This window comes from Paenibacillus xylanilyticus (assembly GCF_013359935.1).
Taxonomy (GTDB): domain Bacteria; phylum Bacillota; class Bacilli; order Paenibacillales; family Paenibacillaceae; genus Paenibacillus; species Paenibacillus xylanilyticus.
This window is the reverse complement of the sequence record NZ_JABMCB010000165.1, coordinates 1-26,338: the sequence shown is the minus strand read 5'-3', so window position 1 is coordinate 26,338 and position 26,338 is coordinate 1. Positions and strand designations below refer to the sequence as shown.

Here is a 26,338-nt window from a genome sequence, read left to right as displayed (position 1 = left end):
CAAAAAGAAAAACCGCTTGTTAAGCGGTTTGATGACAACATTATTTCCCCCAATACAATTCTGGTCCCATCACCTTTAGCATCCTTTCAAGTATATTGGCCAACCTTCTGATAGTATCGTCCAGTTCATCTTGCGGGTGAAATCCTAATCCTATTTTTCGATCCTTCGCAACGAGTACAGGGTGTATATTTGCCTGAAGCTCTTGAATCTTACTCTCGTATGAGTGATACAACTCCGCCTGAGATTGATCAAAATGCAGATAAATCGATGCCTGTCCATATTTATTATGAGCACTCAATTTGAAATTAACACCATTGCGACCACCTCCAAGTGAGAGCTGACAATCGTGACTATTATGCTTCTTAGCTTTCCATACATTGGTTAAGTGGGGTACGTATCCCCTTAGCTTTTCAAGCATGTATTGCTTCACATCCTCCGTCCGCTTAAAATCATACTTTGTCTTCACTATTATCCGCCCAGTATGAGTTGACGGAACTTGTGAATAAGAGTCATACAGTTCCAGTGGCGGATACGCCGAATCTCTTATGCAATGTAGTTTTCCCCACACTTCAAGCTTGTATAGCTTGTTAAGATCACTTGCCCACAATATGGCTTGTTCATGTAAACGCAAGGCGTAAAAATCGATGTACTTGTGTTTATGACTCTTCATGTATGATCTAACTCGTTGAAGATAACTCTCATTGAATCCTGAAGCAATCCAGATGATTGTTCCCTCCGATGTTCCATCTAATATTTCAAGCACTTTCTCTAAGTGACGTTGATCAGATTGGTTAACTTGAGATTCAATAAATATCGGCAATCTCCGAGATACATTTATCGCATACAAATCCACTTTGCGTCTGCCAATCGGAACCTCTGCCTCTGCAAGCTCTAACTTTTGTCCAATGAGATCCTCCAGGTATTCGGGATACTTTAGGAGAAAAAGGGTTAGAATAAACTCTTTCTCGGATCCGTTTTTACTCATTCAACATCACTCTCCATCATTTTAGAAAGGGAAGACAACGCCTTCCCTCCCTTACTCATCCTTTATATAGCCGATTTAAACTCATCCAGCATTTCAGACAGCATGTACAATTCCTTCACTTTACTTCCAGCATCCCATTGGCAATTAACCAGAAACTCGTTAATCGTTATCAGAATGGAACGTGCTTCTTTGCTTAGTGCTTGGTCGTTTAAGGCAAAGTTACTTTGGATCAGCACGTCTGAAATTGATGGCTGTCCTTGCTCTTTGTCGTCTGTCTTTTGGAAGATAGTCGCCATTAGGACGGAATACGGGATCTCAAGGCTCTCTGCCAATGAAAATACAACGGGTAAGCTTGGTGATGTTTTTTCACCTCGTTCAAGTCTGTTGATGTACGAGCTTGACACTTGGCTCATTTCCTCCAGTTGCTTCAAGGATAGATCTTTTACTTTCATTCTGTAGTGCCGAATCAAGATTCCGAAGCTCTCCGAAATTGCATACCCTCCTACGTGGTTGCCTTCCTCAATTGCTAAACCTGAAGCTGTATTGTCTTTCTTTTTGTCATCTACCATTCTTAAATGGCTCCTTTCTGCTTTTCCTCGTAGTGAGAATCCTTTGTTCTGTAGAACCTTTTATCATAAGCATTGACCTGCGTTTCAATAACACTTGAAGCATCAGTTATCTAAATTTTGATGAGTGCAGATGATGTTGTCTTTAGACGTTTAACAAATGAATTACCAGTTGAAGAATGGCAATCTCCTTTGGTGTTTAAATCAACAATTCATTTATTGAGACATTGTTTTTATCAATTACTCAAGGGACAATACAGTAACATCTTAGCTGTTGTCGTAAGACAACAGAATTCAATCATCTTGGAGTATTAGGCAACATTTGGTTTCAATGAAAATCTCTTGGGAAATCCACTCCAGAATTCTGATCAAAACTAAAAGTTGTACTGAATTTCATCCTGCTTCCTTATAGAAGGTAAATTAGATACAACTTTTTCATTCAGGGATTGATGCAATAACATTCAGGTTTACAAAAGCGAGCATCCAGATACAACTTTTAGAATGCTCACGCTTTCCCACACAGCTCCCTAAACTGACAGCTCCTACACGTTGGCTCGTACTTTGTCTGCTCAAACGCCTCCATTTCGAGCGGCACATTATTCTGAATATCCTGTAAGTAAGACTGCATCCAATCGATGCTGGTATGAATGAGATAATCAATATTTTCAAAATCGTAGCGAGTTGGGGCGAATGAAACAAATGAACCATCGTTTAGATACTCGTTCCGAAGCTCAATCTGATCCTCAGTGCCGATCTGGAATGATTCTTTTACGAACTTGGCATAAAGGGCGAGCTGTGTTCGATCATTTTCACTTCTCTTGCCAGTCTTGAAATCAGTTATCACATACTTTCCATTCCCCAAGTCCCTGTACAAAAGATCAATTACGATCCAAACCTTAACGCCCCTAACTTCAATAAATCTAAACCGTTCTGACGCTATCAACTCCGTATCTTTCCGCCGTTGAAATAAGTCATTAACCGTATTGCAGGAAATTAGATTGTGAACTGTATCAGGCAATCTTTGTTGATAATCCGAAATTGCTTCAAGCGATAATTCACCATCAAAATAGATTTCAGACAAAATCGAATAATCACTCGGCATCTCTAACCATAGATTCTGTCGGTACTTTAAATCACAATAAGATTTGTTCAAGTCTGAGCGTATATTCGCCATAATCTCAAGCTGTAGAGGCAGTTCCTTCAGTTCATCTAATGAATTTACAATTCGATGTATTTGTTCGTGTACTGAAGAGCCGAAGACCATTGCCAGTGATTGCAGATTCTTCAGTCTCCAAGCATGCTTTTGGAGGTTGGACGCATTCCTTCGTCTTCCAATGGGAGAGGCATAGTAACTGAAGTAGTAGCGACGGGCACACTCGGATAACGTCTTATGGCGGCTCAAACTCCATGAGAACTCAGGATATTTTATATTCACTGCCCTCACTCCCCCCTCGCATACTGTTTACATTCAAAATAAGGCACGCCCTGTCATGATTTGGTTCCATGTAACCTAAAATCATTTCAAATACTCATTCCTATACCGTTCTCATCACAACGAAATAAAAAAAGCACGCTCTCCATTTCTGATACTGGAGGCATGCTTCTGAATACTACTGAATATATTATTGTCTCGTGTGACTCGGTACTGCATATAGATATCCACCCCTTTATAAGAACTTACGTTCGGTTAAATTATAACAAGCGTTCGAGACGTAAACAATGCTTGTCTAAATGAAATCTCACACACCGCATCGACTGAGGGGAAATATTAATCAGTAAAATAGTGGAGTCAGGGATTAGTTACTAAGGTTTCATCCACAGGCTAATCTGTTGATACTGTGTATAAATACAGTCGCTTCTTCATTTGATTAGAATTGTTCACAATTGATCGTACATCTTCATACCTGTTTCATACATCCTCATAACTCTATCTTAACTTATACATAAGGAATGAAGCGTCCCACATAAATACATCTCCACTTGTTCATAACTGTTATGAATGTCTTATGCATATGGTCATAATATCTGCATATATTCAACGTTAGTAGAGCCACTTATCATTATGGCTTTGTTAAACGTCGGTGTTGATTTTCTTTCATAAAGCTAACTGGCAGTTTAATGTAATCAAGGATGTGGAAAGATATTAAAGCAATCATGAGCTTAATCGGAGGGACCACTGTGATTGGTACAGCAGAAATAAACAAAGTTATACGAAAGATAATAACTCCTGTATTTAACCAGAATGAATTGACAAAGGCTCGAATAAGAAATTTTTGGGGATAGCGTAATGCTTGTATATGGGTGCTTAATAACTACTTTTCGCAGGTTACAGGTTGGACTCCAACATCAATTGTCGTAGAATTAGGAATTTATTATGACTTTATACCTCCTGGATAAATTCAAAGAATATAGTAAGCTACTTGAAAAAGGCAGGGAGCAAGGCATTTAACGAGCAACGTAAGATCAATTCAATCGTCCTGAAAAAGGTGGTTTTTTCTGTTGCTTGAAAATCAACAATGAGCTTTAACAGAGCCATCTAATAAAGACCTCCTAAATAGACCAGCAAGAGTCTAACTTACTGGTCCACGTCATACCAAATTTCTTTACTACTGGATATTAAACAACTTATTCATCATCCAACTGCTTTTCGAATGACTGTTTGATTAAAAACATCGCATTCTCAATTTCATCCATGGACGAAAGCCCGATTTCTACGTCGCCATTACCCCTAAGTCCCAGTTTGCTCACGTCTTTACAGATGCCCTGTGGATCATTTATTTCATCGAAAGCCATATTTAGACTCAACCGAAGTCTACTCTTTTGCGGTACAATGTCCACGAAAATAGTTGTTGTCTTAAAAGCAATGTACGGCTTTTTGTATTCCATACGAACAGAGCTATCGAGATTACATATTCGTTTTCTTAACTCCTCGAATAGTTCCAGCATTTCCCCCTGCAACTCTGGATGATCAGCTATTGTATAGGTAGCAGATTCCCCTTTTGTTACTTTTTTATTGTATTTAGACAGGATTTCATCAGAAATACTTGGATACTCCCACACCTGAACCGACTGTTCTGCAAGTAAACGAGCACGTTTATTGATCTCTACTTCATTCCAAGCACCAAGTTTGCCCATTCCTTTATTCAGTCGCAATGGACTATCTCCAAAGCCCCCCTCCATATCACGCTTCTCAATAAATGGTTTATCACTAAGTTCAGAGTTGTATCGAGTAAGCGTTAAATTCCCAAGAATATGTAAATACTTCTTCTGAACCTCCTCCCAATCAGCTCCGAGTTCCTGCCTCCATTCGGACGAAAGATTTGGATTCTGCGGCATAATATGCTCAATCGTGTAACTTTCAATGTCCACAATCTCTTTACGATTGAAGTTTTCCAACTTACGAAGCAAATAATTGCGACTTCTGAAATTGTAAACATCTTTTATAACGGATTCCTGAATAAACTCTTCATCCTTAGGGAACCGTCGATGCGAATCTTGAAGTACGAATGCCGCAATTGTACTTTCCAAATATTGATCCTTATCAACTTCTTTGCTGATTGATGCAAATGTTTTGTTCAATGAATTTGTCGGAACCCCACAAATCGATCTTCGGAACACATACGATTCAACCATTCTTAGAATCTTGATAAAATCTTCTTTGGGAAGTTTTTGTTGTTCATAGTCCTCATATAATTCGAGCAGGAACGGATACGACACATCCACCTTTAAGGCGTTAATATCATTAAGTACCTGATTAATATCTTTGTCCTTTTCCGTCTGAAATGCCAACTTCACAAAATACTTGGAGAATCGGTAGATATCTTCAACAATCTCAGTTACCGTATGTTCACTCTGTTGATACACATGATCCTTAAACACTGCATATACGTCTTGAATATTCGGGATTTTCCCTTGTTTGACTGTTAAATAATCACGCATAAAACGGTCAAATAGATTAGAATCGTTTAGATTGCCAAAGCTCTTCTCCATTGGATACCAGTAATCGGTATATAAGTCCGTCTGCTCTTTCGGCTCTAATTTCATAAGGACGAAGTTACGAATTAAATCCGCTTGTGATAAATCAAGTCCAGTAGAGTTAAGACTTTCAAAAATTAATTGAGGATTGTCATGATCACGATCCAGCGATATGTCCACAACAATTAGCTTCGATATACCTTGAAATAGCTTGTTTAAATCAACTTCGATCTTTTGAATTGCTTCTAAGAAAAACATGTAATTTTCGTATACTCGCTGTGAATATTCATCAGGTAGTTTTTTATCTGCTGTCAAACTGATCAAGGTGTCTTTGTCACTTTTCGTAAGAATGAGCTTATGGCGTTGCTCACCCTCTTCGTCATTGTTGACCAGAAAGTAATTCATGATCTTCTTTTTTGTAATATCACATACTTGTTCACTTCCTTCAATAGCTTTCCCCAGTGCAAGTAAAAACAGGGTTAATGTGGTCATCCGCTGTTGTCCATCGATTACAAGCAATTGGGGAACTGAAGAAATCTGATACAATCCTCGCTCGATATAAACAATCGAACCGACAAAGTGACCCTTTACCTTCTCATCCTCCGCCGCTCGCACAATATCATTCCAAAGCTGGCGACATTGGTTAATCGTCCAACTATATTTACGTTGATAAATCGGGATAATGAATTGTTTTGTCCCTTGCAGAAATTTTAGTAAATTTGTTTCAACTGCCTTCACTTTGTCATCTCTCCTCCACAAACATTCACTCATATTTATCATTTTACGACTTTTGAATAATTCTTCCAAGAACTTGTTGATTGTCGGTTCGATTAGTTTATCCAGTAGTTTCCTTTTCTTATATAATTCCCTTATCTGATTACGAAAGGACGATGAAAGCATCATAAGATACGCAATGCTTTGATTTAATGATTTTCATTGAAGGGTACGTTCGTAATGGGCAAATCGATGTCCAAAAAGCAGTTTGTAGAATGGACGATCTGAGATATTGGTCTATGTATTTCAATGACGAGTACGTGGAAGGATAGGATTGAGCGAAAGGGGATGGCAGGTTGATAGGTACTATCTTTCGCTGTTCAATAATTCTTTCACTAATTGTAGCGTTTATCACCATCGTTTCTCGAAAATGGCAGTATATAATCGTAAGTGTAGTTTTGTATGCCTCTTTCACACTATACTTGAATGCAACACCTCTCTTTACAGGTGCTATACTTCTGTTCGTTTTTCATATTCTAATCACTTATTCCATTCTTCTCAAACAACGGGAATTCATCTGGCTTGCATGGATTTCATTACTGCCGCTTGTATTGTTTCCGCTTAGGATTGCCCTTTTTTGTAGTAAACCAATAAACTAAATGTATCTAAAACGAGGTGATGATACATGACTCAAACTCAATACTTCACGAATTTCACGCTTAGCCTGTAACCGTTCAACTCTTTCTCTGGAGGCAGTTGCAGGCTAAGTCCTTCTTCCAGGGAGCGTGATAGTTAGTGAAACCATATCAAACAAAAAGAACCAGAGACTATTTTGGTCGTTTAAGCAGAGGAAAGATCCATTGTTCATGTCAGATGTGTAGCGAAAAGACTCATCTGCTTGGTCACAAGCATTCAGAAAAAGTAAAACTGTTTGGCTTATTTGATCAAGTCTCAGATTATCATTTCTAAGACACACAGCGACAAAATGAAAGCATCCCCCAATTTTCTGTGAGGATGCTTTTCTTATTAAAGAACCATATCTTATTGTTCTTTATTACCATCCTGACGATAGTGCCAATCCTTGTGAATTTGGATGCGTCTTGCTACCGAAACAGGAGACGACCAAATCCGCTTGCCTTTTCTGCCGCAATACGTTCCAGTTCTTCACGAGTCTGAATGCTTTTTGCGATTTCTGTTCTGCTATCTTGGGCATCGTCCTCAACACTCCACGGGTTGATATAATCGATACATTCCATATCCAACTCGCTCATAATCGTTATACGTAACTGCATGATTAGCATTTGCGTTCACACAACACCTTGACCCAATATGCGTTCGAATGGTCGATTCATTTAGTTTCGGATTCTTGCTCAACATATAATCGACGACTTCTTTTACCTCAAACTCGTTTCGCCCTTTTCTTTTCACGATGTCATGTACAGCCGCTAAAATCTCATCTCGGCAATTTACTTTTTGACGATCCGACACCTTGCATCCTCCTCAAAATTACTATTCACTACTTAAAATCTTGCAATCTCCCGCTTCTCTATCTTCGTATGATATTGCCGATAGACGAGATAGGTCATTTCTGTCAGGTTCACCAGACCTAATCCCCGCTCCTCCTCAATCATATATGTATTTGATCCCATGTCGCAGTTTAATCTCGATCCATCAAAATAAATACGTTCGCAAGGAGTATGCCCGTGAACCACTGGTCTACGCTGTGTTAAGCTCATGAGGTCTTCCTTCGAAATACTGTAAAAGTCGAACTCCGACATCCATATGATATCCCTACTTTGCTTATCAAGCGGTTCAAATGGATTTAAGCCAGCGTGCGTGTAAACGAATTCGTCATCTTCATAAACCAACGGCAGATTACTTGCCCATTCTATATGCTCAGTTCTTACCTTCTCATTCGGAAAGGTCTTCTCAAGATCTCTTATCGTATCCTTCCCTCCGTGGCTCAGCCAAAGTACGTTACCTCGCTGGTAATAGTCCCTCATCATCTCCTCGTGATTGCCAATCAGAGCTACGACATTTTGAGGATAAGCCTCAGTCAGCTCCTTTACTCTTTTGATAACTTTCCCGCTCTGCCTTCCTCGATTAATAGAATCGCCTCCAAAAACAAGCTGATCACTCGTAAAATCGATCTCTGCATACCTCAATAGTAACTCCAAACCTTTATACTCGCCGTGTACATCGGTCATAAAATACTTCAACATATTTCCTCCTAATTGAAATGTCGAATTATAGCATCTCAAATTTATATTAATTCACAAAATAGATTACTAATCTGATAAAATATAGAAAATCAACCAAGTGAGGTGTCTGTATGTACCACGCTCTCTATGAAGGCAAAATCTTTAACTTAGAAGAACAATTAAATAATACTTTAGATCGTAAGCAAGAAATTTTCATGCTAAAGAAGAGAGCTGACAAGGGAGCTTATACGTGCCCTCACTGCGGTGCTTCGCTTATTGTTAAAGCTGGAGATATTCGAGGCGTCTTCTTTGCACATTCTTCAGGAGATGCCTGTGAATTGAACGAAAGTTATAACACATATAAAAAACAGACAGCGAGGGAATCAAAGCAACATTCCGTAATGAGAGAAATCGTCCATGAAGTCCTTAAAAATCAGGAAAAAATACGGACTGATCTTCATGTTGATTTTGGTTACATTGCAAAAGCAACTGAAAAATGGAACCATTACCCTGACATCATTTTGCGAAATCGTGAGGACGAGCTTGCCATCTCTATTTTAACAAATGTTGACCGCTCCAGGGACAGCAAACTAACCAAACAAATCAAAAAGAGAAATCAGTATTACAGGGATAAGGGTTTGCAGACGATCTGGTTTATTGAGGATCAAGAACTATCACTGGACTGGGGCAATCAAGTTATTCATCTCTGGGAGTCTGAAATTGATCTGTCCATTAAAACGGCAGAAGATACGCAATGGGATGCATTCATTAATGGATTAAACAACAATCTCCCCGAGCTCTTCGATATATTTGGCTACTGGAGAAAAAACAGTGAAATTAAGATGGATACCCGAAGCCTGTACTACATCCATTCCACTCAGGAGGGCATTGATTTTTCCGTACACCGTTTCATCATTGATGAATTGCAATTTCCCCATCGTGCATTTGCATTATCAAAAGGATATCGAATGAGTATTTCAACCGCACTCTCATTTAATGAAAAGTTGGCATTGAGTGATGCCACACTGGAGAAGAATGATCAGGATACCTTTCGTCAGAAATACGATCTAATGAAAGCAAAATGGAGCGAAAGGAATGAAGCCAGACTCAAATCCCAGGAAACGATTCATGTCAACCATCCCAGTTCTAATTTAGCAACAGAAGAAAGTAACAGATTTATTAATGAGCCTGCTGAATTAGCAAGACAGCAAGTAGCTTCATCTTATAGCCCAGCTATCACTCAACCCGCTAAGAAAATGAATTATACCGATTTTAAAGAACGACTCATTGCAAAGCTTGGAATGACCCAGAAACAACAAATGCATCTTTGGCATTACTATGTGTTAAAACGTGGGGTCAAAGAGTTTGATCAATTATGGCTCGTAGCTGAATATCTTGAAACCTTTGATCAATTTGAAGAAGCACTAAATGATTATCTCAGTAGATGAAACAATAAAACCGCCATTCAGTAACGGGCGGTTTTCATCTTCATTATCAATTACTTGCTTCTAAAGATAAACTACCTGCGGAGGCAATAGCATATTAAAAGCTTAATCTCCTCTCATACCGTTATCCCCTCTCATCATTCGCTTTGGCATCTTTAGATGGTATCTGGCTATCTACTCGATTCCTCTTAATCTGCTCCATATGCTGTTGATGAATCAAATTTAGCATTAACATGCAATCATCTCGTGTCGGTTTTGTTGTATATATGACATCGTTGATTTGATCAACCAAATCCAGATCATTTATCTCCCGCAACATCTTGAAATACTCTGCCTTTAGCTGGTCAAAGTAATGATCCATAAATCTTTGGATAGCCTTCGTCATGCCGTATGCCTGTCCCAACTCCCAACTGATTTCATCCTTAATTAATCGTTTACCCATGCATTCTTCCCTCCTACCCTTCAAAAATAATTCATAACCTTTCTGATAACGACCCTGCCAGTTTTCTTATCTCCATAGATTGCCTGATTATATTGAGGCAGAATCAGAAACTCATCATCGTCCAAATCCATAACAGCATCTCTGACAGCCTTCTTTTGTTCATCTGTCATCACAACTATATATACAATTAGCAACTGTCTACCCACTTTATAACCATGCGTTCTACCTCTCCCCCGTCCTTAAATCATCATCGTTTTAAAGTAGTACCCAATTATAACTCCTGCCGAAAGCATGGTTAGATCCGCCACCACCATAATCACAATATTCTGTATAAATTGCCGCTCCTTCAATCTCCCCAACACGAATTTCAACGATTTCACCTCCATAATGTTGCTTACAAAACTCCATTAAAAACAAAACCACTTAGCCGCCATTCGACTAAGTGGTTCATTCGATTCTTATTGAGTTATTTTTAAATACACTACTACGCATCGGAGTCAATCCCGATCACCTCCCCTATACTATTCCATTGCTAATACTAATCTGGAAATGGGGGACAGTCAATAAAAATGTAATATTGTTACTGTTATAACCTTATTGCTTTTTGAATCCATCACTGCATTCAAATCAGCCTCTATTTTGCAACAAAATACATACAGCACTATGGCTTTCAAGTATATGTTTGATTGAGTTAGACTGGCACAGCCATACCTAATTACGAAGCCCCTTTCTTCGTACTCACCTTATCTTCAAACATTTTCTTATCAACTTCGAAATTCTTGACGGATTTCTCACAAAACCTTTGCCAACTGACATTTAGATCTCGATTGCCCTCCTCTCTTCATTATACTGGCATTGAACAACACAGAATTTGAACAAAACATGACCTAAAATGAGTTTCTATACGTTTACGCTTAATCTACTATAAGTAAAAAGACGCTATTAGTATTTTTTCCCACTCAATCAATTTTCAAAAAAATTTCAAGGGGGTGCAACCTGAACCTCATTTCATCGTTTAATATGGTACTACTATTACAGAAAGGTAAAATACCCATGGTGGAAATAATTCAATCAATCAAGTCAGAGAAGTGGTCAAACCTCATTCGACCAACGCTCTCTACTTATCGTTTGATGATTAATTATCATAGTTAAGTAAGTGCATAAGATACTATACAGGGCAATTACGACCCATTACTACACTTAGAGGGGGGAACACCATGAAGATAATTACTATAAAAACTGACGACAGTAAGCATTATTATTTTGCTTCTCAAGCATTAGCAGACAAGGGATATAAGGAGATCGGTAAGGTTAAATACAACCGAAAATTCAGGACCATTTCCACAGACCTTTACGAAAAAGACGGCAAACTATATGCCTTCAGAGAAATGTACCACTACAACACGACAGTTTACTCTATTAAGTTGGGACTTGTACACACATTGAAAGGAGAATATGAGATCGTAGAGGATACTACCTCTTCTGAAATAAGATGAGAACCATCCAAAAAAAAAAAAAAAATCAAAGGAGATTCAAAATGAATATCAAAATTGAACTTAATGCCTGGAGAAATCATTGCTTGCAAAATCAAGCAAAAGTGGAGAATGATCGTATGATATATATGTACGGCGATAACAGGGAAGGACTTGTAGGAGTGCTTACAATTATCAATCATCTTGAATTAGCAAGTATCGAAGCTCTGCGGGAGGAAATTAAGGAGCAGAAGAAGGCATTAGAGACAGGCTTCGACAGTGATGGGAAACCGTCCTGTGATGATGAGCTTTATCCATGGGAAGATCACTTAGTTTGTAGGGAAGGAGTCTTTATATGGGATTGGGACTCCGATGACTACGTACTGATCAGGGAAATGCCGAGGAGAGGATAAGCATAACGATTGCCGCTCTAAATCATTCGAATGAGTCTCATCCATTTCGAAATATCGCTCGACTCTCTCCTGGTGCTTGGAAACAGAAATCCATAGTAGCTCCCTCCTGCTTTTTTTTGAATTCCTATGTTATAGCGAGAGGGCGGGAAGAAATGAATACGATGGGGTTAGGGAAATTTGTAGTAGCGTGCATATCATTACCTGTTGACCTCAAATGGTTTCCATTTAAGGTCCCGAACATCATCAATACTTGGAGCACGTACAAGGTCAAGCATGCATTCATCACAAGCTCCAAACTCAATATAGTTTTTTTGAGCTTGTCTTAGCGATGTGCTTCCGTTAGCTCCTCCGTTTGCGTCAAGGTCATTCCAGCAAGCAGGGTCATCCTGCCACCAGCAAATGGAGCAAATATCATGAATCTCACTTTCCAAAGTAATGTATCCACAGCAACGACAAGTATATTTAGATATCTTACTCACCTCAAATTATAAAAGTTGAAGGAATGACCCGCCTTTAATGGAAACCTCCATACTTTCTGAAGGTAATACGCCTTTGAACGGTTCAATTCATCGACGTCAATTCGGAAGATATCTTTGTCGTTGACTTATTCGATAGATGAGTGATTCTCTTTTTTCCCATAGGTGCGATCTTAGCCCGCATCGTATCTCACTCCCCTATTCTTGATTGATTTTCCCGCAACTCCTCAATTAAGTCTTTCCATGCTTTAATTTCCATACCTTCGTCCATTAAATCTAACTCTTCATCAGTTAAATGCCCATATAACTCCCCAAATCCTCCTAAAAACACTTCCCATACTCAGCAATTCGTTCTTCGATCTCAAGAAGGTATTCTTCTTGGGTTTGTGTTTTCAACTTTTTATCCTGATACTCTTTCTGCATCAGAATTCCATAAACGGAATCCTTCGCAAGTTCAATCGCATATCGAGGAATCATTCGATTATAAACAGTTAGTCCACATTGTCGGATGTATTTTTTCAAACTCATCTCTGATAACCCAAGCTCATGCATTACTTGCTCCATCGTCAGGTATGCCTTTAAACCTTCAATTTCTTCTATACGGCAAAGAGTAATTTGTTTGATATACTTATGATCACGCTCACCCAACTGCAACATACGAGAAGCAATAAGCCGACGCCTCCGTTCATCTCTCCTTCTAAGGTATTCGTTAGCTGAAGCTCGATCATGAATGTCTATTAAATGCTGGATTTCGTCAGTCAAGTTCCTTCTCTCCTCGTTTCCTTCTCAAATAACAATCAAGAACCAGATATTTATGATTTCTCAACAGACATAATGCTTCTTGCGTCATTTCTAATTCTCTTTGTCCTATCTTTCTTGTCTGCATATCGTATTTCAAATCCTTCTTAGGTTTCCGATTTACCTTAGCCATCGTCTTTGTCCTCGTTTAAAATGAAGTTTTATAAAAAAAGTGCCCAGTCATCCATGACCAAGCACCTATCACTTTCCATATGAGAATAATATATCGCATTTAGCCAGTCAATAAAAATTTGGATGTTGTTACAATGTAAACCATATTCGACACAAATGATTATTTCAATCCTCCATTACATCCTTGTGAAAATCATAATCGGATCTTGTAACTGGATCATATCTATCTGGACTCTTCAATTTTCTGTTCATAATAGTGGGCACTAACGAAATGACTTTCTGAGGTGCATGCAATTTTCTCAAATAATCGTCTGTTGAATATAAAGTCAGGGATTCGATACTATGACTCATGCGGGAGGGATGTCTTGGATGACCTGATTTAGCTATACCCAAGCAGTGTAGTTGGTGTCCCTTGGAGGTGAGAAGTCTCGCAACTTTATTATGCCGTTGATTGATAAAATGCTTTTCTCCCCAAGAAACAATAATTGTCGTTGCTCTACTTGCGGCTTCAAGAATGAATTTATCGTTCTCATCACCAATTGGATCGTGCACGAACTTGAGCTGATTTGGATCTGTTGAAATGATAGCATATAGATTAACGATTTCTAACGATCCAAAGCCAAACTTTTTGGCAAAATAAAGACACTGTTTAGAGGTTTGGTCCTCCTCTTCATGACTTGCCGTGCTGGGATTTAACATGACGTATAACAACCTCGGCAAAGAAGCATTCCACTCACGAGATAGCAAATATCTGTACTTCTTTGTTGGATCAAATACCGCATCCATCTTCATTCGTATCACTCCCTTATAAAAGCTTTTATTTAGAAAAATAATATTCCAGTAGTTTTCCGCATTAAAGTGTTGTGCAGCACCTGACTTGGATGGTTAACATCATTTAATATGACGAATATGCACTTCAGTGAAGATGATCCTCGTATATCGATGCTTTGTTGTATTTAGTACGTTGGATGCAATCTATCTTATGTATGAGGCTTCCGCATGATGACTGCCAATCAATCATTAGAATATTGCAGAGCGAAGGCGTTAATTGAAATTCCGAACGTAAGGCGACTGAGAAGAAACCATACGTAATCTGCAATACACCAAGCACAGAAGGGAATCCATGTCATACTTCTGGGGTTGTCTGACATGGTGAATTACAAATCAACTTGATATTTTGAACAATCTTTTATAGATATTTATTTATGCAGAACTGAAGAAGAGCCATTAAGTTTCACTTTCATCAATACTACCCTGCTCATCAATGAATATTGCCGTAATACCAGTTCGTTTCTTCGCTAAGAGTGGAAGCCTACCCCAAAGATTACGGAACTGCCTCACATCGGGTAATGCAATGCTATATTTTACATTCGGATCATCCATTCGTTGAATCGTTTCCGCCAGCACACCCAAAAAACAATTCACATTCATCGCACTTAGGGATCCTAACCCTTTGACTTCAATGATCCATCGTTCTGTTCCTCTAACGGCATTGATATCAATTCCAGGCGTTCTCCCCCATGCTATCTGCGTTTCCCAACCATCCTCATGTAAATAATCTTTCAATATCTGCTTGAGATTATCTTCCTTAAACACCGCGGATTCCATCGTTATCTACTTTGCCTTAACGACTGGAATTGACACAGAAGGTATGCCCTCAGTCACTAAGTAGTTTCCGATTAATCCATCTCTACGATTTCCCCTTTTGATCAACCCTTTGCCTTCCAAAGCCCTGCATGCCTGGTTTACTGCCTGCTGAGGCTCATTTACACCCAATATCCCATTCGCAATTTCACGATCGGTCAAGCCATCCTTGTCTTTCAGATAACCGATGATCTTATCCTTTAAAGTCATGTCCCCACTCTCCCTACTCCAGTTATTTCCTATCGTTCTATTATAGGCTACCTCCATAATCTCCGTAAATAATTGGGTGTTGTGACTTAGTTTGTGATTGGTATTAATCACCGCTTACCTATCATATCCCTCAATTTCCCGATCCGCTGTTATTCCTGCCATCTCATACCATCATTTATGGAAACCTACGACGAATTTCTACATAACAACCATCACATACAATAATATTATTCTCTCCCAAGCCGATGAACTTTGACTCCACTCTGTATTTAATCCCTTCATGCAACTACATCAGGCATGAAACTTTCACTACACACCGCACACGACCCCTGGAATTTCAAGTAACAATTAAGACAGAGCGACCCTATATCATGCGTCATGTGATTGAACAACTTCTCAGCCTCTTTCGAGCAAAAAGTACAGCATTTCATAATCTCTATCCTCCAATTTGTCTCGGAAACGCAAAAAGACCGCAACGTCCCCTTATGAAAGGAGATTTGCGGTGCTTCCGACAAACCCGAACATTATATGATGTTAGATATAATATACTTTAGATCTGGTTAAGGTACAAGTATCTCTTTTATCTACAAATGCAGTCTAAAAGGAAAGTATTATGTATACAATGTCCATTTCATTTTTCATAGGCTTGACCACCATAGAGTGTTACAAACGAAATGTCAGTAGGATTGAACTTTTCCGCCTCAGCACGAGGTTTAATTGTTAAATCTTCAATTATTCTACTAAAGTCATTTTTATAACCAATCATTAGCTTGTTTAATGACGTATAATTGGGGTTATCAGAAGCAATAAATCAATACTTTTCTGAACGATGCCTTCGAGGACAGTTGACTGCAAGAATTGCATGAAAGTCAACGATGCCTGCGTGCCCCCTTCTGGCATCACGCATTTTCTTAATGTAAGAAGCTATTCCCCCATCATTATTGTACTCCCATATACTATCACTTGCTTCGTATCCTAAAATAAACGGAGAATATGCATTTTTGATTTCTATTAATGTGTGAGGAGTGTATTGATGGTTGTGATACCCTTGCTCAACCGATTTCTCTTTTAATATTGCCACATCAAATGATGGATTTCCATCACATTGCCCCCACTTCTTTGCCTTCAATTTTGGGGTCACTATATAGTTATCGTGCTGGATATCTTTTTGAATTAGGTAGGATAACTTATCCCTAAATAATAATTCATTCTTCTTTCTAAATAATAGTATTGCTAATTCATCACTTTGGAAATTAGCCTCAATTTTCATTATCTTATTAACAATAAAGCCGTGGTCAAATCTTAAATTAATCTCTGATTGGGAATAACCTATTCCATCAGTTATCTCCATAAGAAAATCCCCTCCATGTAAAGTGAAGTCTCCAGATATATTATCTTTATTTGCATCTTTAATCATGGTCCCAACTTCTTTTAATATCCTGCTGTCACCCCTCATGATAAGGATTCATGCATATTATCCGCTGAAGCAAACTTGACGTAATGGAGTGCAGACTTGTAACAGTCCAGCAACTACATTTCTCACTTTCTATATTTTTCGTCCGACATTCAGAAATGATTAATTACGTATTGATTTGCATAATCATCTAATTCCTGAAAAGTTCTTATATCTCTATTTTCTAATAGCTTAGTGTATTTTGAATTGACATATTTAAAAAAACTCTGTTTAGATGCTGTATAAATCGCTTTTAGGGAACCATTCTGAACATCGTCAAGGATACAATCATCAACATTTTTTAAGAATTTTAATGCCTCGTAGCGTTCAACCTTTCTTCCGTTTAAAAAGGTGAGAATGTATAGGATATCCCCACTCGTGATACGCTCTGTACGGTTTAATTTGGGTTTTTCCAACTTTTCTTCTGTTTCCTTTGCAATGCCCCCATCATAAGATAAAATATCCCCCAATCGATCCATGTGTTTGCAATGGTTAATAAGCATTAAGGATTGTATTAAATGAGCATTTTTATCAAACGATTCTTTAAGTTTCATATCCACGTTTTCTGGATGCATCAATTGAAGATATACCTTCAACTTAATCATTTCATGTACTACATCCATTGGGTCGTCGTTTCCTTGCGGTGAGTAAATCATAAACTCGTCCTTATACGAAACAACTCCTAAGCCGACTTCCGCCGCTAAATCATATTCGATACCACCCTTAATCTTATAAAACTTAACATTGTCTCTGACTACATTTTGAGTTGGAGCGACCCACATTAAATCCTTTTCTTTACCCTGTTCTTTAATAACATTCTTGGCTTGCTCCAAAAAACCAGTGCTACTTTTGAATATTTTATTGCTTGTGCTCCCAAGAAAGCCACCCAATGAAAATGTATCAAATTCGTTGTCCATCACTATCATTGATACAATCTCGAAATCGATATCTTTCACCAAACCAGATGCATCAATAATGGAATCCATATATTGTGCCAATAGACCCGTTTCATTCTTCCTGTAGTAACTTAATTCTATCATACAAAGCTCTCCATTCTATGTAATACCTGACGTTATGAACGAATTATATATCCACATTTATGGTTTGTACAGGCATGTATCAGTGGTTTCTTTTCACACGCTTTTTTTATGTTTTTTTAACGAATTGGTGAACAAAACCCACTTCCAACGTGATATCAAAAAGACAAAGGACCCGCCTCAGCGAGTCCTCAGCCATGTGAAATTCGGGCATCCCAACCTCCCATCGTAAACCCCTTGGCTTCTGCTTTTCTCACATCTTTAAAACTGTATCTTTTTTATTCCCATTTACACCGCCTCTTTTACTTGTTTTGCAAAGCGAATATTGTCGGGACCGTTTGAAAATTGCTCACCACATTTAGAGCAAATATAAAGGGGAACTTCAATCACGGTAATTATTATTTTGCCAACCCTACCACGCTCATTAACGAAGTACAGAAATGATTGCTCACCGCAGATACATTTTGATAGTGCTTCTCTCAGCATTTAATCGGGCACATCCCTAACAATCAAAGATTTACGTAATACTCATTTGATATACATCGAATAGATGTCCAAGATGCATTCCAGTCCAAAATGCGCCTCTTCTGCTTCTGGGCTTCTTTCGCTTTTTAGCGAAGAAATTGTCGACGACTTTACACCTTCTCTCGTTGTTAGTAAGTAGTCCTCAGCAAAATTAAATGTTTGATTGATCTGCACAATATAAGCATTGTATTCCGATTTATCTATATTTTCCCCGCCCTGAAGCATTAGTTGATTAATAGCTCTCCTGGGTATATTCGTTAATTCTGAAAACGTTAACCTTGAGTAACCCTTTTGCCGCATAAATGCTAATAGGCACTCTTTAACGGTTTGCTGATGATCATAATAATTAACCATAGACATCGCTCCTCTCCTTATATTCAGTATCCCGTTTCTTCCTACTTTCATGTTTCTTCAAGGACGACATATCTACCTTTAAGCCAGATATGGATAAGTGAGAAGCTATAATTGTCGTCGTCTTGACTTGTCTGCAAATAAATCCGCTCGGCTCAATCATGAATTGTTTCAACTCATCTTCACTTAACGGACCTCCTATCTTATATTTCTCCATCTACTGTGCAATTCTGCGTATGCTGTATTGCGGCAGGCACTTCGGTCTTGGGACCGCATATATACTATCATCGAAATCATCGTCAAAATTATCTTCCTTTTTTTCCATTAGTCTCTCCACCTCTCTCTTTGGAAAGAGAATTTAGGAATGCATTATATCGCTGTTGCTCTTTATCTATAGTTGCTTTAGCGTACACAGCAAATCCTTCTGCATCTTGATTATCGAGAAAATGAAAATACTCTTGCTTGTGCTCTTTTATAATAACAAGGGGCAAAATTTGATTTTGCAAAAACTGATGCATCATTATTAATCTACCCGTTCGTCCATTCCCATATGGATGAATTCGTTCAAATTCAATATGACTGGAACAGATTGAGAAAATAATATCATCAGGTGATTTCACTTGTTTAATCTGGTTGTTTAGCTCTTGAACCCATTGATACATAAGGGACGGTATTTCTTTTGGAGAGGCAGTAGAGAGTTTCTCTCCTACAAATGCATTATGTTCTGATTTGAATTGTCCTTGTTCATGGTGAAGTCTATCCATTAGAATCGAATGAATGTCTTGGATTAATGATATCGTAAGTTCTTGATCGATATTATCAAAAATGAACTTAAAAGCTAACCGATGATTTTCTATTTCGTAAAATTCACGAACTGAAATATTGCCAGGAATCACTCGATAAAGTAGGATGGAAATAGCTTCACTTAGCGTGATATTGTTACTTTCTAATGTACATGAATGATGAGTCATACGTACTAAAAGATCATCCAAATATTCTTTTGGAAGATGCATCGTTTATGCCCCCGCTCCTAAAAGACTTGAGGATTGCCAGAGCCATTACATTCTTTTCCTCATTTCACATTAAGATACGATCTTTACAGACTCGCTTTGTATGACAATACTCAAGCAACTTGATTACGTCAAATAAAATCTCGATGTCGTTACATTTGTAACCATATTGAAAATAATCTTAGCTCCATCTTGCCTTTTCTTCAAAATGGTAATATACATGATCTAACGATCACACAGAGGAGTGAAGTTAGTTTGGAGATGTTGACCGACCTTGAAGTCTTAACAAAGAAGTTTGCCCCTGCCATTAAATTAGTGGAGGACATAGACGGAAGTAGAGAGCGGAGTTCAGAGGGGATTCAGCGGGCAACTATTACTTTTATCGACGATACCAAGCTTTGTGTCACCGAGAAGCTCAACGTGGGCTACAGCTATGATTGGATTTCGAAAGATGGGAAGTTACTGTTTCATCATGACAATGAGGATAAAACGCCAAACTTTAATCATAGGGATTTACACTCCATTGTAAGGGGGATTGTCACATTTCATCTCTTGATATGAGTGTAGTTAGTATTAACAAGGAATTTGTAGGAATTGAATAAAGTTCGACCCTTATTGAATTCGGGAACTGGTGAAATTGATGTCCGTACACTTCAATCATCTCCTTCTTAGTAATAGATACTGTGATTGTACGCAGATTGTAGAGGGCTTGCTACCGCTTTAATGTTCAAGTAAGTTTGAGCTTTGGTACAGGAAAAAAGGTTTCCCTTGAGAAAATTAAATAACCCAAGTTACTTCAGATCATTATCTGAGGTGACTCGGCTTTTAGGAGGAGATATATTAATTGCCAATGCAAATCAATTTTTGTAAAGCATCTTCAATTGGCTTAAATACGCTTTTCTCGTTATAGTATAACGAGTAATTCGGATGATAAGTTCGGTATGTATGATATGGCAATTTGGGATGAACTACTCGTGACAATGCATTTGCACTGAAATGCTTAACAGATTCAAAGCTTAATGGCTTGCCCAATCCTCCAACACTTTGGTAAGTTTCTCTCAATCGTTCATCGTAATCAGGACCCGTCAAGAATAAAACTATATCAGGCGAAAGAGCCGATATCTCCATCGGCAAGATGTTATATTCACGCTGGAGTAAGTCTTCAATTTCATGGGCTGGTCTCTTATTCGCATAATCAAACCTAACTAATTCCGTATGTAAAAAAACCATCGTCACCCTCTCCAGGTGAAAAAGCCTGATAAAGCCTCCGCATACCTTTCCAGAACGCCGTATGATCGAACCTACGATGATATCGTAAATCCTCATACATCCATTGTAAGAAATCAATACTGTTCTTCCGCCGCACCTCCTCATCGTGGCTCCTAAATGTATCTAAAGTTGTTTTAAATGAGTCCCAACCGTTCGTTTCTTGACCTACAAACAGCACTTTTTTATTTGCCTTTCTATAAGCAGGCAATGCTGTAACTAAAAACGGATTGGACAAATGTTCAAGATCCTGTCGATCTAATTGTTCAATTGCTAAAATCAGTCTATTCCAACATTCATAATATGCCACCCTTAAATGAAATTCCTGATCAGACTCTATTTGATATTTACTAATACTCAAAATACATCCCCCTCTCCTCAATATGTCCATTCCATACGAAATATTACCCATACCGTTTCATCGTTATAAACAGAATGTAAGCGTCAATTTTTAAATACAAGCTAAATTGAATCTATGTCTGCCTATCACTTTTTCCCCAGCTCAAACAAATCTATCAAAATCTCAAAATCTATTTTGTAATCCCTACTGTGATCATAAGTTAATATGTTTCCCGCTCCCCCTCCAAATCTCCCACATTCCACAAGGCTTCCCAGCCATTCCACCTCCCTTACTCTAATCCCTAAAACAATTTAAGGTTGCCTCTGAACTCCGCAAAATGACCGAGGAAATCACAAAAATCGGGGAAAATCAGTTTAGATAAAGAAAATAATTTTGAGCTGAAAGCAGGGAGAAAATCAGGGTAGTGATACTTGAAGTTCGTCGGCTTAGTGGTTAACTTTAAGTGATGAATGGCAAACCTTATGTGCGGAGTTGCAGACTTAAATGCAGTTCTACAACCATGTCAAACGTACAAGTATATCGTAAGATGCAGTTGGCAAAACATTTATGATACTATAATGAAAATATACTTATTTGATTAAAACGCATGCCGTTGCTGAATAGCATCCCTCATGAGGGCATACCCCCCTGATCCAGCGCAAAAAAGCCGAGCAAAATCTGGAATATAAAACACCTGAAATTAACTCATCTTGTTATCACTTACCTTCTCTTTCCTGTTCCAAAACCACCAGATACTCTATAATCCAGTGCATCATTGTGGTCGAGTTTATCAATTGTCACAATTGATTCTTTTTTCTTTTTCGTATTTTCTGTTCTATATTGTTTGAATTTACTTCTCTGTTTAAGAGGAACAAAATTTTTAACTGCTAATTCAAAATCTACAAATGAAATTTCAAGATTACTTACCAGTTTATCAGGTATGATCTTGCGGTTGCCACTCATGAATTTCCACCCATTAACAAGTGGATCATAATTATAGCCATTTTTTTTCAAAAGTATTGTTCTTGAACTATACGTGTTAATGATTTGATTCGTGGTGTTCATTATCAAAACCACCTTATATTGAATATTAACTCGTTCTGTAGTTTCTTGAAATAAAATACTTTACTAAAACCTACTCAAAAATTCAAAGTACTTACTAATAGCATGACTTAAAGATTGTGTTCCATCATAAGTGGACTTAAAGCCGTTCGATCCCTGAATTGGAATAGAGTGTATTGGATTCACACAATTCTTAACATCATCAAGTGTATAAGTTAATCGACCTATAAGGAGACGACCTTTATCCGTTTGAAAATGTCCCCAAAGATCCCCCTCATACTTTTGCACTCTTCTGCATCTGGATAAACAATCACTAATTACCCTGGGATTATCATAAGTTCCTGTTAAGAACCTTTTAAACTCTTCTGCAAACTTCAATTCTACTGTACTAATAACCATTCGATCAAAGCCCCCTATATTGGAGTTAATCACATAGGAATCATATCACATAAACTTGCAGTATGGTTTTAGCAAATTTATTGGCTGTAACCGATTTCTAATCATTTGATAATTATAGATTGATTACATCTATAATTTGACGAAGACAATTCTTCCCCTACACCCGAATCCCAACCTCGAAATCACTCCCAGATTACGAGAATTACAATTAGAAATCCCTACTATGTGGACTTGCAAATAAGTTTACCACTCCCCCTCCAAGTCCCCCACGCCCCACAAGGCTTCCCAGCGATTCAGCCTCCCTTCCACCTAATCCCCGAAGCAATTTAAGTTTGCCACTGAAGCCCGCAAAATCACTGCCCAAAATACAAAAAAATCGAGGAAAAACAGCCGAGAAAAGGAAAAATAAGTTTGCCGCTGAAAGCAGGAGAGAATCAGGGATTAAGGGCAAAGGGTTAAAGGGAAAAAGCAGAGAAAAAGACGGAGAAAATACCTGGGAACAGCCGCTGGAGGATTGCAATCATCACATCAGGTCGGGAAAGAAATTGGGGAAAAGATCGAGCTAAAGGCACTGCATGAAAGTGGCAGAATCTCTTTTGGGGTAAGGGTTTGTAGGAAGGGAAGGAAGGCATGGAGGGTTTTGGGGCTTCCTATCCCCTTTGCCCTGCTTTCTAAAATCGCTTGGGAAAAGGCAGGAGAAAGGGATTGAAGAAGACTGGGGGCGGGGGAAAAGAGTAAAGAAAAGCCGAGCGAAAATCAGGAGTGGATACCTGAAATTCGTCGGCTTGGTCCATTTCCAATACTTTCAGCTTAAACGCTTCTTCGAACCCATTACTTTCCCATCTCTCAAGTATTTTTCGAACTTTTGCCCATTTTATTGGTTGATTTTCTATCCTTTCAATTATTTTTACATACTTATTTTCAGCCTCTACCCAGCCAACATACTTTCGAAATTCTAAATTAAACTGATGGGGGATCCAGATATTATCTTATCAACTTTAAACTTCAAAACGTCTACGTCTTTGAATTCAATAGCCTTATTAAGTTGCCATTCATATATTCGAAGCATACTACTCGTATCAAAAACAAGTAAACTTTTATCCCATATGTCCTCGAATTTTGCTAAGTAACGTTCTGTAATGTATTCCCCCGCTTTCATATTATGTAAAAAGCTCCGTTCAGTTGTAAACTGGAGCTTCCCTTCAGTATTATTTATCCCTTAATCAACCTAATGGTGGGTTCAGGTTCTTTATGATTTAAAGTGCCTTGATCAAGGTTGCAGAGCATTTCAATATATTCTTGTGGTACGGATATCTCCTGTATTAACTGCAATTCATTTTTAATTTTGTTCTCCAATAGCAATAAAATGCTCTTCCTAAAGACTACAGGTTTCTGTAGAGGAAAGACATCATCGAGTGGCTCTTTTGTCCTCATCTTTTTCATGGACATTTGTTTAACAAGTGAGGTATATTTACTCTCATCAATTAGCTTTAAATCTAAACATCTGTATAACATAGCGGCAATAGAAACATTCCAATATTTTTTTAAGTCTACGAAATGAAGCAAAGATACTGAGTTTATTGTTTTAGCAAAAGCCTCTGCTGGCATTAACAATGCTGAAGCAAACCTATTCGCTTGACTCTCCATATTCTTAAACTCTTCTCGACTTAGCACATCTTGATTATGAATATATTTGTGCATTAAAACATGCCCTAATTCATGAGCACCATCAAATTGCCTTCGGAACGCTGACTGCTTATCGTTGCCAAGAAAAATAAACGGTCTGCCTTTGCGGTGTTGACAAAATGCATCTACCTTTTCACTATCCGTATCAACAGAAAAGACCATTATTCCATTTCTCTCTAACAAATGAACGATATTAGTGATTGGCTTATCATCAATTCCCCAATATTCTCGTACTTGTTTAGCTAAACTTTCAATAGAATCGTTATCCCATTCTAAATTTATATTCTGCGATGTATCTGGCAGGTTCAAATCAGGGAACTCAATATACTCTGAAACATACTCAAAAATATATCCACCTAACAGCGATTTATTTAATTGTATTTCCTTGCTCTTTTTAGTTGCCGTTGCATTCGCACGAAAAAATGTATTACCAACGTATTGCTCCTTGAATTCACGGTAGAAAAAACTTTTCGGAAATCTCAATGTATTGATTAAAGCCATTACTGTTTCTGGCTTCGGCGTGTGATCACCTAATTCAAATTGTGATATCGCTTGTTTCGATACTCCTATTTCATCAGCAAGATTACTTATCGATAACCCTCTTACTAATCGAGCCTCCCTTAATCTTTTGGGATTAAATTGTTGTTCTTCCCTTACTTTCATTTTTATTTCCCCTAATCAAAAGTTATCCTTCTACGATGTAGCGTTGCTTTTTAGTTTAATAACAATTTCACTGTCTGTGTTAGGTACTTTAAGTTTCGGCTCTATGTTTGACGAATTATAGACGTTTACAGGTACGACATCTACCGTATGAGCAATAATTGAATCCGTAATATCTTCTTTGTAGATCCAGCCCTCTTGATCAGGTTTTAAAGCTCCCTCAAAAATAATGTCACTATCTCTGTCGTAGCTAACGATAATCCCAAAAGGCTGATTCTCAATACCCAACGCCATTGATGTCTGATATGTGAGATCACCGAGCAGTTCTTCTTTGGATGCTCCCATCTCCAAAAGGCGATCAAAATTCGAAGAAGCAAAATCACCTCGATAACCGCTCGGATTGTAGATATATTTGTTCTTCGGTAGTTTTGCTACAAGTATAAAAATGTTCCTTATTGTATCCTGAATCACGATATATGGATGAAATCCAGCCTTTTTCTTTAAAACTCTCATCTGTGTATGAGGATTGCTAAGGATTATTTCTTCTACATGAGTATTAACGCAATCATATTGCAAGCGGGGATCATATGTATTCGTAGTGAATTTCCTTAGTAGACTTTTTATGTTTTGATGTTCATTTTTCCCTTCCTGTACCCCTCTTACAATAAGAGATCTCTGCTCATCTGTAAGCATACACTTCGCTAAATAACTCTTCATAATCAACCCCCACCTCTATACCATTTGATATATATATTATTTACCTTTTTATAATAAATGTCAAGTAACTCATGTTTATAAAAAAAAAAGTAAAGTAACACTGCATTCAATAGAGATTTGTCTGCCAGGTTAATTGGGTTCAAAGTCGGTTTTCCCTATACCCTTTTCCCAAAAGAAAAAAGAGAAAATAAACTTTTCTCCTTTTTTCGTCCCTACTATGTTCAGTATGAATAAACTCCTGCTAAAAAACAGCCCTCAAACCCGCATTCCACCGCTGGCCTCATAAATAAAGTCATGCTAAAAAACCGTGTTTTCCTCCACTTTTGACTCAACTTTTTGTATCACAACTTTATTATAAT

At 38.1% G+C, this 26,338-nt stretch carries 32 protein-coding genes; 4 read left to right on the top strand and 28 right to left on the bottom strand.

What is annotated here, in order from left to right:
- Positions 1 to 40: 40 nt before the first annotated feature.
- The 7 genes from HP552_RS07465 to HP552_RS07440 form a co-directional block, all read right to left on the bottom strand.
- A complete protein-coding gene (locus HP552_RS07465; RefSeq protein WP_175394930.1) occupies positions 41 to 985 on the bottom strand; it encodes a hypothetical protein in 945 nt (314 codons plus the stop codon).
- A gap of 62 nt (positions 986 to 1,047) precedes the next feature.
- Positions 1,048 to 1,554, bottom strand: coding sequence for a helix-turn-helix domain-containing protein (locus HP552_RS07460; RefSeq protein ID WP_095288522.1), 507 nt, complete (start codon positions 1,552 to 1,554; stop codon positions 1,048 to 1,050).
- Positions 1,555 to 2,056: 502 nt separating this feature from the next.
- Positions 2,057 to 2,986, bottom strand: coding sequence for a PD-(D/E)XK nuclease family protein (locus tag HP552_RS07455; RefSeq protein ID WP_175394929.1), 930 nt, complete (start codon positions 2,984 to 2,986; stop codon positions 2,057 to 2,059).
- Positions 2,987 to 4,176: 1,190 nt separating this feature from the next.
- Complete coding sequence (locus HP552_RS07450; RefSeq protein ID WP_175394928.1) at positions 4,177 to 6,264, bottom strand: DUF262 and DUF1524 domain-containing protein; 2,088 nt, start codon at positions 6,262 to 6,264, stop codon at positions 4,177 to 4,179.
- Between the two features lie 1,079 nt (positions 6,265 to 7,343).
- Positions 7,344 to 7,541 carry a hypothetical protein gene (locus HP552_RS07445; protein ID WP_175394927.1) on the bottom strand — a complete coding sequence of 66 codons (198 nt, stop codon included), beginning with the start codon at positions 7,539 to 7,541 and terminating at the stop codon, positions 7,344 to 7,346.
- On the bottom strand, positions 7,459 to 7,668 hold the full coding sequence (locus HP552_RS35920) for a DUF7669 domain-containing protein (RefSeq protein WP_446686454.1): 210 nt from the start codon (positions 7,666 to 7,668) through the stop codon (positions 7,459 to 7,461). The genes HP552_RS07445 and HP552_RS35920 overlap by 83 nt, the downstream gene beginning before the upstream one ends.
- Positions 7,669 to 7,760: 92 nt before the next feature.
- The gene (locus HP552_RS07440) at positions 7,761 to 8,462 is read right to left on the bottom strand and encodes a metallophosphoesterase (RefSeq protein WP_246310792.1); all 702 of its coding nucleotides are present in this window, start codon (positions 8,460 to 8,462) and stop codon (positions 7,761 to 7,763) included.
- Positions 8,463 to 8,572: 110 nt separating this feature from the next.
- Here HP552_RS07440 and HP552_RS07435 point away from each other — a divergent pair, with 110 nt between their 5' ends.
- Complete coding sequence (locus HP552_RS07435; RefSeq protein ID WP_175394926.1) at positions 8,573 to 9,889, top strand: competence protein CoiA family protein; 1,317 nt, start codon at positions 8,573 to 8,575, stop codon at positions 9,887 to 9,889.
- Between the two features lie 121 nt (positions 9,890 to 10,010).
- Here HP552_RS07435 and HP552_RS07430 read toward each other — a convergent pair whose 3' ends face one another.
- Both HP552_RS07430 and HP552_RS35335 read right to left on the bottom strand, forming a co-directional pair.
- Positions 10,011 to 10,328, bottom strand: coding sequence for a hypothetical protein (locus tag HP552_RS07430; protein WP_095288516.1), 318 nt, complete (start codon positions 10,326 to 10,328; stop codon positions 10,011 to 10,013).
- Between the two features lie 239 nt (positions 10,329 to 10,567).
- Positions 10,568 to 10,699: a hypothetical protein gene (locus HP552_RS35335; RefSeq protein WP_281366016.1), complete on the bottom strand. Its 132-nt coding sequence runs from the start codon at positions 10,697 to 10,699 to the stop codon at positions 10,568 to 10,570.
- 846 nt (positions 10,700 to 11,545) lie between these two features.
- Between HP552_RS35335 and HP552_RS07425 the strand changes: the two genes are divergently transcribed.
- A complete protein-coding gene (locus tag HP552_RS07425; protein WP_095288515.1) occupies positions 11,546 to 11,824 on the top strand; it encodes a hypothetical protein in 279 nt (92 codons plus the stop codon).
- A 41-nt stretch (positions 11,825 to 11,865) separates the two neighbouring features.
- Positions 11,866 to 12,213, top strand: a complete 348-nt coding sequence (locus HP552_RS07420) for a hypothetical protein (protein WP_175394925.1) — start codon at positions 11,866 to 11,868, stop codon at positions 12,211 to 12,213.
- A 197-nt stretch (positions 12,214 to 12,410) separates the two neighbouring features.
- On the opposite strand, the gene HP552_RS07415 is transcribed toward HP552_RS07420, so the two are convergent.
- From HP552_RS07415 to HP552_RS07365, 12 genes are all read right to left on the bottom strand, one after another.
- On the bottom strand, positions 12,411 to 12,683 hold the full coding sequence (locus HP552_RS07415) for a CPCC family cysteine-rich protein (RefSeq protein ID WP_095288542.1): 273 nt from the start codon (positions 12,681 to 12,683) through the stop codon (positions 12,411 to 12,413).
- A gap of 196 nt (positions 12,684 to 12,879) precedes the next feature.
- Positions 12,880 to 13,020, bottom strand: coding sequence for a hypothetical protein (locus HP552_RS07410; RefSeq protein ID WP_175394924.1), 141 nt, complete (start codon positions 13,018 to 13,020; stop codon positions 12,880 to 12,882).
- A complete protein-coding gene (locus tag HP552_RS07405; RefSeq protein ID WP_175394923.1) occupies positions 13,011 to 13,451 on the bottom strand; it encodes a hypothetical protein in 441 nt (146 codons plus the stop codon). The genes HP552_RS07410 and HP552_RS07405 overlap by 10 nt, the downstream gene beginning before the upstream one ends.
- Positions 13,444 to 13,620, bottom strand: a complete 177-nt coding sequence (locus tag HP552_RS07400) for a hypothetical protein (RefSeq protein WP_175394922.1) — start codon at positions 13,618 to 13,620, stop codon at positions 13,444 to 13,446. The genes HP552_RS07405 and HP552_RS07400 overlap by 8 nt, the downstream gene beginning before the upstream one ends.
- A 164-nt stretch (positions 13,621 to 13,784) precedes the next feature.
- Positions 13,785 to 14,411, bottom strand: a complete 627-nt coding sequence (locus HP552_RS07395) for a DUF1643 domain-containing protein (protein WP_175394921.1) — start codon at positions 14,409 to 14,411, stop codon at positions 13,785 to 13,787.
- 435 nt (positions 14,412 to 14,846) lie between these two features.
- The gene (locus HP552_RS34870) at positions 14,847 to 15,227 is read right to left on the bottom strand and encodes a hypothetical protein (RefSeq protein ID WP_246310791.1); all 381 of its coding nucleotides are present in this window, start codon (positions 15,225 to 15,227) and stop codon (positions 14,847 to 14,849) included.
- Between the two features lie 6 nt (positions 15,228 to 15,233).
- The gene (locus HP552_RS34865) at positions 15,234 to 15,473 is read right to left on the bottom strand and encodes a MarR family transcriptional regulator (RefSeq protein WP_246310790.1); all 240 of its coding nucleotides are present in this window, start codon (positions 15,471 to 15,473) and stop codon (positions 15,234 to 15,236) included.
- Positions 15,474 to 16,284: 811 nt separating this feature from the next.
- Positions 16,285 to 16,929 (bottom strand): hypothetical protein, encoded by a 645-nt coding sequence (locus HP552_RS07385; RefSeq protein ID WP_175394920.1) that lies wholly within the window; start codon positions 16,927 to 16,929, stop codon positions 16,285 to 16,287.
- A 110-nt stretch (positions 16,930 to 17,039) separates the two neighbouring features.
- Entirely contained in the window at positions 17,040 to 17,966 is a 927-nt protein-coding gene (locus HP552_RS07380; protein WP_175394919.1) for a hypothetical protein, read from the bottom strand.
- A gap of 285 nt (positions 17,967 to 18,251) precedes the next feature.
- A complete protein-coding gene (locus HP552_RS07375; RefSeq protein ID WP_175394918.1) occupies positions 18,252 to 18,449 on the bottom strand; it encodes a hypothetical protein in 198 nt (65 codons plus the stop codon).
- A gap of 42 nt (positions 18,450 to 18,491) precedes the next feature.
- Complete coding sequence (locus HP552_RS07370) at positions 18,492 to 18,848, bottom strand: hypothetical protein (RefSeq protein ID WP_095288508.1); 357 nt, start codon at positions 18,846 to 18,848, stop codon at positions 18,492 to 18,494.
- 296 nt (positions 18,849 to 19,144) lie between these two features.
- Positions 19,145 to 19,852: a Fic family protein gene (locus HP552_RS07365; protein ID WP_175394917.1), complete on the bottom strand. Its 708-nt coding sequence runs from the start codon at positions 19,850 to 19,852 to the stop codon at positions 19,145 to 19,147.
- A 258-nt stretch (positions 19,853 to 20,110) separates the two neighbouring features.
- Here HP552_RS07365 and HP552_RS07360 point away from each other — a divergent pair, with 258 nt between their 5' ends.
- Entirely contained in the window at positions 20,111 to 20,410 is a 300-nt protein-coding gene (locus HP552_RS07360) for a toxin-antitoxin system TumE family protein (RefSeq protein ID WP_175394946.1), read from the top strand.
- Between the two features lie 279 nt (positions 20,411 to 20,689).
- Here the strand turns inward: HP552_RS07360 and HP552_RS07355 are convergent, their stop codons facing one another.
- From HP552_RS07355 to HP552_RS07330, 7 genes are all read right to left on the bottom strand, one after another.
- Positions 20,690 to 21,079: a hypothetical protein gene (locus HP552_RS07355; protein ID WP_175394916.1), complete on the bottom strand. Its 390-nt coding sequence runs from the start codon at positions 21,077 to 21,079 to the stop codon at positions 20,690 to 20,692.
- Complete coding sequence (locus HP552_RS07350; RefSeq protein ID WP_175394915.1) at positions 21,051 to 21,476, bottom strand: hypothetical protein; 426 nt, start codon at positions 21,474 to 21,476, stop codon at positions 21,051 to 21,053. Before HP552_RS07350 ends, HP552_RS07355 begins: the two co-directional genes overlap by 29 nt.
- 699 nt (positions 21,477 to 22,175) lie before the next feature.
- Positions 22,176 to 22,520, bottom strand: a complete 345-nt coding sequence (locus HP552_RS07345; RefSeq protein ID WP_175394914.1) for a hypothetical protein — start codon at positions 22,518 to 22,520, stop codon at positions 22,176 to 22,178.
- Between the two features lie 63 nt (positions 22,521 to 22,583).
- Positions 22,584 to 22,916 carry a hypothetical protein gene (locus HP552_RS07340; protein ID WP_175394913.1) on the bottom strand — a complete coding sequence of 111 codons (333 nt, stop codon included), beginning with the start codon at positions 22,914 to 22,916 and terminating at the stop codon, positions 22,584 to 22,586.
- Positions 22,917 to 23,587: 671 nt separating this feature from the next.
- A complete protein-coding gene (locus HP552_RS36005) occupies positions 23,588 to 23,893 on the bottom strand; it encodes a hypothetical protein (protein ID WP_512698964.1) in 306 nt (101 codons plus the stop codon).
- Positions 23,894 to 24,128: 235 nt separating this feature from the next.
- On the bottom strand, positions 24,129 to 25,265 hold the full coding sequence (locus HP552_RS07335) for a helix-turn-helix domain-containing protein (RefSeq protein ID WP_175394912.1): 1,137 nt from the start codon (positions 25,263 to 25,265) through the stop codon (positions 24,129 to 24,131).
- 30 nt (positions 25,266 to 25,295) lie between these two features.
- Entirely contained in the window at positions 25,296 to 25,979 is a 684-nt protein-coding gene (locus HP552_RS07330; protein WP_175394911.1) for a hypothetical protein, read from the bottom strand.
- Positions 25,980 to 26,338 lie beyond the last annotated feature (359 nt).